This is a genomic window from Aurantimonas sp. A2-1-M11, from assembly GCF_036549475.1.
GTDB lineage: Bacteria > Pseudomonadota > Alphaproteobacteria > Rhizobiales > Rhizobiaceae > Aurantimonas.
Map to the genome: position 1 here is coordinate 1 of NZ_JAZHLI010000127.1, position 5,390 is coordinate 5,390.

Annotated in this window: 4 protein-coding genes and 1 pseudogene; 1 reads left to right on the forward strand and 4 read right to left on the reverse strand. The window is 59.9% G+C overall.

Going from position 1 to position 5,390, the window contains the following annotated elements; all coding sequences use genetic code 11:
- Positions 1-344: 344 nt before the first annotated feature.
- Positions 345-1,310, forward strand: a complete 966-nt coding sequence (locus VQ042_RS24475) for a sensor domain-containing diguanylate cyclase (protein WP_331822881.1) — start codon at positions 345-347, stop codon at positions 1,308-1,310.
- 459 nt (positions 1,311-1,769) lie between these two features.
- Here the strand turns inward: VQ042_RS24475 and VQ042_RS24480 are convergent.
- From VQ042_RS24480 to VQ042_RS24495, 4 genes and pseudogenes are all read right to left on the reverse strand, one after another.
- Positions 1,770-2,348: pseudogene (locus tag VQ042_RS24480) on the reverse strand (DUF1349 domain-containing protein).
- Positions 2,349-2,726: 378 nt separating this feature from the next.
- Positions 2,727-3,026 carry a hypothetical protein gene (locus VQ042_RS24485; RefSeq protein ID WP_331822882.1) on the reverse strand — a complete coding sequence of 100 codons (300 nt, stop codon included), beginning with the start codon at positions 3,024-3,026 and terminating at the stop codon, positions 2,727-2,729.
- A 331-nt stretch (positions 3,027-3,357) separates the two neighbouring features.
- Entirely contained in the window at positions 3,358-4,365 is a 1,008-nt protein-coding gene (locus VQ042_RS24490) for a TerC family protein (protein WP_331822883.1), read from the reverse strand.
- Positions 4,366-4,816: 451 nt separating this feature from the next.
- Positions 4,817-5,176: a dihydrodipicolinate synthase family protein gene (locus VQ042_RS24495; RefSeq protein ID WP_331822884.1), complete on the reverse strand. Its 360-nt coding sequence runs from the start codon at positions 5,174-5,176 to the stop codon at positions 4,817-4,819.
- Positions 5,177-5,390: the final 214 nt, after the last annotated feature.

Here is a 5,390-nt window from a genome sequence, read left to right on the forward strand (position 1 = left end):
AGCACCGCTCGCATCGCAGGACAGACCGCCTTCGGCGCCATCCGCGACATCGCTGCTACGCTCTTCGCACCCGCTGCTCAGACCCTCTGATGCCAGCCACCTGAGCAGTTACGCGACATTAGCCAAATCCAGGGTGCGTTGAGGGCGGTGAAGACCTTCGTAGGCCTCATCCAAATGTCTCGCGCAGCACCGTGCTTAAAAATGGCGTTCGGCGCCGCCCTAGTCGGACCGCCGGTGGAGAGTTCGCCGGCGTAGTCTTTTTCCGCCTATTCAGAGCTTCTTGACGGATCTCGCTCAATGTCGACGCACAGCCACGCCGGTATGGTGCCTCAAGGAGGCGGTGAATGCGCAGCGGCAAGAACATGAATAGTTTGGCGGGCGCTGTCGTTGACGCCCTGACGTCCCAAATCTGTGTTCTGGATAAGCGCGGCACGATCATCGCTGTAAACCGGGCCTGGCGAGAATTCGGCGACGTTGAAGGATACGGCATCGAGCGCACGGACATCGGAGTGAACTATCTGGATTTGTGCCAAGCCGTGGTAGGCAATGAACGAGATGGCGCGTTGGCGTTTCGTGACGGGATCTACTCGGTGCTCGATGGAAAGCGAGATTATTTCCAGCTCGAGTACCCCTGCCACTCTCCCACTGAGAAGCGCTGGTTTCTCGCCCGCGTGAGTCCATTGTGCAGAAACCGGACCAAAGTAGACTCTCGCCGACCAAGCGGCGCGGTGGTCTCTCATGCGGATATCACAGAGCGGAAGGTGCTGGAGACGAAGCTTACGCGGATCGCAGCGACGGATTATCTGACCGGATTGTTCAACAGACGGGCATTTGTCGATGCGACCGAGGCCGAGCTTCGAGCTTTGTCGAGCACGGGGCGAAAGGCCTCGCTCCTGATGTTCGACATTGATCACTTCAAGTCTATCAATGACGTTCATGGCCACCAAGCAGGAGACGAGGCGCTACAGGCTATCGCCACAATATGCAGATCAGTGCTGCGGGAGGGCGATCTCTTTGCTCGCATTGGCGGCGAGGAGTTCGCCTGCTTTATGCCTGACACCGATGGGTCCGCAGCCTTGCTCGTCGCTGATCGGCTGAAACGGGAAATCGCTATTTCCAAAGTCACCTATCAATCCCGGTCGTTCAAACTCACCGTCAGCATCGGAATTTCCACCACACCGGCGGGCGGAGCAACATTAGACCAGATGTTGGTGAGTGCAGATAATGCCATGTACCGAGCAAAGCGCGAGGGTCGGGATTGCATTCGGACCAGTGATCTTGTCGCACAGCCGAAGCCCAGCGCAGCATAACCACGACGAATAGTACCGCGCGACGCCTTCCGGGGCAGCCTGATACCACGCCTATGGCGTAGTTCAAGCGTTCGTAGCAAACAGCAACACGCTCCCAGCTTGGTGCCGGCTACGTGATCGCGCTCTTTGGTGTACCCAAGCGAACGGACTGTCGAAGGGCAATCCCAAAAGAGCAGGCTACAAATCGCCGTAGCTAGAAATGATATCCCGCGTCGCCTTGGTCCAGAAGCCGACCCGCCGTTCTGTGACCGAAGCCGCCAAAGGTAGCTGTCGTTCGAGACCCAGATCAGCAATATTTTCTGATTGCAGGTGCCGGTGCGGGCCGGAAGCGGACTGGCAGGGTCTGAGCATTGGCCGTCGGAAAGCTGCCTTTCGGGTTTCGCCCCTTCTCGGCCATCCTCGAACGTTTACGACAACGTCAGAAGCGGACGTTCGCTGAGCGCTTGGGAGCTACCACGCCTATCGAAGGTCGTGCAGGTCCCTCCAAAAATGGTTCGTCAGCGTCCAGTCTGAGAAGTGGACAGCCAAACCCGCTCGCTCCGGCGTGCAGCACATCGGACCGACCCGGTAGCTGACGTCTTCTGGGAACGGACAGAGCCGCACAAGGGGCCAAAGCCTGCCGTCGGTCGAGGCTTGCACGCGTAGGACACCATCGGCCAAGGACACGCGCCAGAAGTCCATCGGATCGCCGTCAAAGCGTCCCGTTGCCCAGTCGGACCGCTCGTGCGTCAGGACGCTTCCGAGGAGGGCATGCCCGTCCGAGAACTCGAGCCCGGCCTTGATCCAATGCCGCTCGTTGACCCGGACCATGATGCCGGCTTAGTCGTAGAGGTGCTCGAACTTCGCCCGGATGCGCACCTGCGCGTTGAAGCCGTCGCCCGTCTCGATTCCAAGGAAGTGGCCGTTGTCGCGTGTGAAGCCATAATGCGTCTCGCGCCAGAAGTCGGGCCGGTCGTCGGTCATCATCTGGAGGCTGTCGGAGCCACGCTCCGCCTGCCTTGGCTCGTTCAGCCAGACACCCTTCCTTAGATCCGTCATCGACCCACCCTCACTTTACTGACGACGTTGGCGCACCGACCAGTCAGGTCTTGGCTTCAACGCCTGCATCTGGCAACCGTACCGGAACACGGTCCACCGGGCGGTGATTCAACGCATGCCTGCCTGCTTGCGCTAGCTTTACCCCCAAGGTTGCCCGACCGCTTTCCACCCGTCCAAGCCATCCACAGGTCGGTCAGGATGGGCCGGAAGGAGACCGTCCATTTCGGAACATGCAGATAGTAAAAGCTGCCGTTCGGCTCTTGCCGACCCTTGCCGCCACCCAGGATCCCATCTGACTTGCCCGAAAGCTGCCGTCCGCCAAAGTTGAACAATGCGGATAGACTCAGCCACTCGGATGGCATTAGCCGTGAATAAGACTCAAACTCCTGCGTCCCCATTAGGAACCCGCAACGCACCTACTGCGTCAGCGCAGCCTGAGGTCGCGCTAGCGAGGATCTCCTCAGGCGGCGTCATTCCCGTCCAGATCTCCATTACGTTGGTCGCGGCCTTCCAGGGATCATTCGAAGCCTGCTGGATGAAAACCGGAGTTGCATCGCGTATGCAGACGGCGATGGCGGCAACATTCTCGCGGGAGGCGTTGCCGAAGCGATCGGCCATGGCCGACTCCAGAGGCTCGATCAGGAAGAAAGAGATCAGGATGGCTAAGAAATCCTGCATGTGAACTCCAAGTTCAAAGGGGTTGAGGTGCCGCAGTGCCTCGCCTCAACAGACGCGCAATAGCGGCTCGCCGACGGAAGAATGGCACGACGGTGGATGACGAATAAGCTCCGCTTCCGTTGGAAGCCTGAGGTCAGTCGTCTCCATTTGCACATCGGTAGACGGTGCGGGTTTGCATCGCTCAAGCCGCGGGCCTTCATCCTTTGAAAGCCCGGCAGCGCGGTCAATTGGCCGAACACATTCTGTCCGGCCACAAGGGCCCTCTCCAGAGAGGGGGCCGGGCGATGCGTCGCCCGGACCGGGGTGGCCATTCAGCCGAACGGCATAAGCCTCACCCCAGCGGCGGCCGGGCTGCGCCCGGCCTGACATCAGAAGTGCTCGGCTCAGTCTTCCACAGCGAAAAGACAACGCCCAAACCGAGGATCGCGAAGGTGATGCCCAGCGACCATTCCGGGGGAAACTTCTCCCAGCCCATCGCGTCGGCGATGAAGATCTTCGAGCCGATGAACACAAGCAGCAGCGAGAGCGCATATTTCAGATAGGCGAAGCGGTGCAGCACCGCCGCCAGCGCGAAGTAGAGGGCGCGCAGGCCGAGGATCGCGAAAATGTTCGACGTATAGACGAGGTAGGGGTCGGTGGTGATCGTGAATACGGCTGGCACGGAATCCACGGCGAAGACCAGATCCGCAACCTCGATCAGGATCAGCGCGAGAAAGAGCGGCGTGACGAAGCGTACCAGCTTTCCGGTGCGGGGATCAGGCTGCTTCACAACGAAGGCGTGGCCCTGGATCTCGTCAGTCACACGAAACCTGCGCCTCAGGAACTTCAGCAGCGCGTTGTCGTGCAGATCATGGTCCTTCTCCGTCACGAAAAGCATCTTGACGCCGGTGAAGATCAGGAAGGCCGCAAAGATATAAAGCACCCAGTGATACTGGTCGACGATCGTGGCACCGAGGCCGATCATGATACCGCGCAGCACGATGACGCCCAGGATACCCCAGAACAGCACCCGATGCTGATACTGTCGCGGGATCGCGAAGAAGCCGAAGATCAACGCGATGACGAAAATATTGTCCATCGCGAGCGTTTTTTCGACCACGAAAGCCGTCAGATATTGTGCCGTGGCCGTGGCATCCATCTGCCACCAGATGAACCCGGCGAAGGACAGGCCGAGCGTGATGTACATGGCCGAGAGCTTCAGGCTTTCAGCTACACCGATCTCATGGTCGTCCTTGTGAAGGACTCCCAGATCGAAGATCAGCAGGCCAACGACGATCGCCAGAAAGACGAGCCACATCCACAGCGGCTTATCGAGAAAGAGATAGAACAGGAATTCCATGAGCGGGACCTCGGTTGCATGTTCACGCCGAGGTCGCGGGGACGTTCAAGGGTCCGGGCAAGCCACCGAGCGCACTCGATGCGGTCCGACATCACGAAGGATATCCGTCGTCAGAGGGGCCCGTCCCGCGTAGGGTGATATCACCGCTGCGCCTTGGCGTTTCAAGACCTGTCGATTAAGAAATTTATCTGCCCGCGCCATTAGAACTATGAAGCCGCAGGTGGCAGTCGGACTGCCGACGAAATGCAAAATTCGTTGGTTTTGCGAGCCGTCACCGACTTGTTCGTTCCGGTGCAACCGATCCGGGGCCCACGTCAGTCTGAGAGTGTGCCGCATTAATTGGTGAATTTCCGTCGGCCGCATTCGACCCATCGCGGCTACCCATGCTGCTGCGTTGTTGTCCACAAAGCAGACGCAGGTGGTGCAACGGAAAGAGCGAGCAGCTTCAGCATTAGCGCGATGCCAGAAGCGGTACCGCCGCCGACACCACCCGCTCGCGCGTCTCTCCTTCCAGCGGCAGGATCGGGCGGGGCAGCACAGCCTGCCCAAGCCCGAGCATGTCGAGGAGCACGTACATCACGCGCAGGCTGCCATAAGCCTTGAAGGACTTCCACAGCGGCGCAAGCGCGGCGTCCGGCCGCTCTGCCTCATCTGAGTCGCCGGCCCGCGCCGCTTGCGCCAGGGACACGACCGGGGCAGGCAGAATGCCGCCGAGGACGCTGTAGAAGGCATCCGCCCCGGAGAGCATGGCGGCCGCCATGCCCCAGTCGCCGCTGTAGCCGACGGCGAGATCGGTGCGCTCGCGCAGGATTGCGTATTTCGCTGATCGTGAGCGTCGATTTCATTCCATCGTGAGCGCTGATTTCAGACGATCGTGAGCACGCATTTCGCGCGATCATGAGCGGAGCGCTTCGGCCGATTGGTGAGGTTGGTCAGGCGACGTTGGTCCCGTCAAGAGGCCTGGTTCTGGCGTTCTTTTTGCGCATGCTTTCTCCGGTCAGTTGGAGGCGATGAGCATTGTGGAC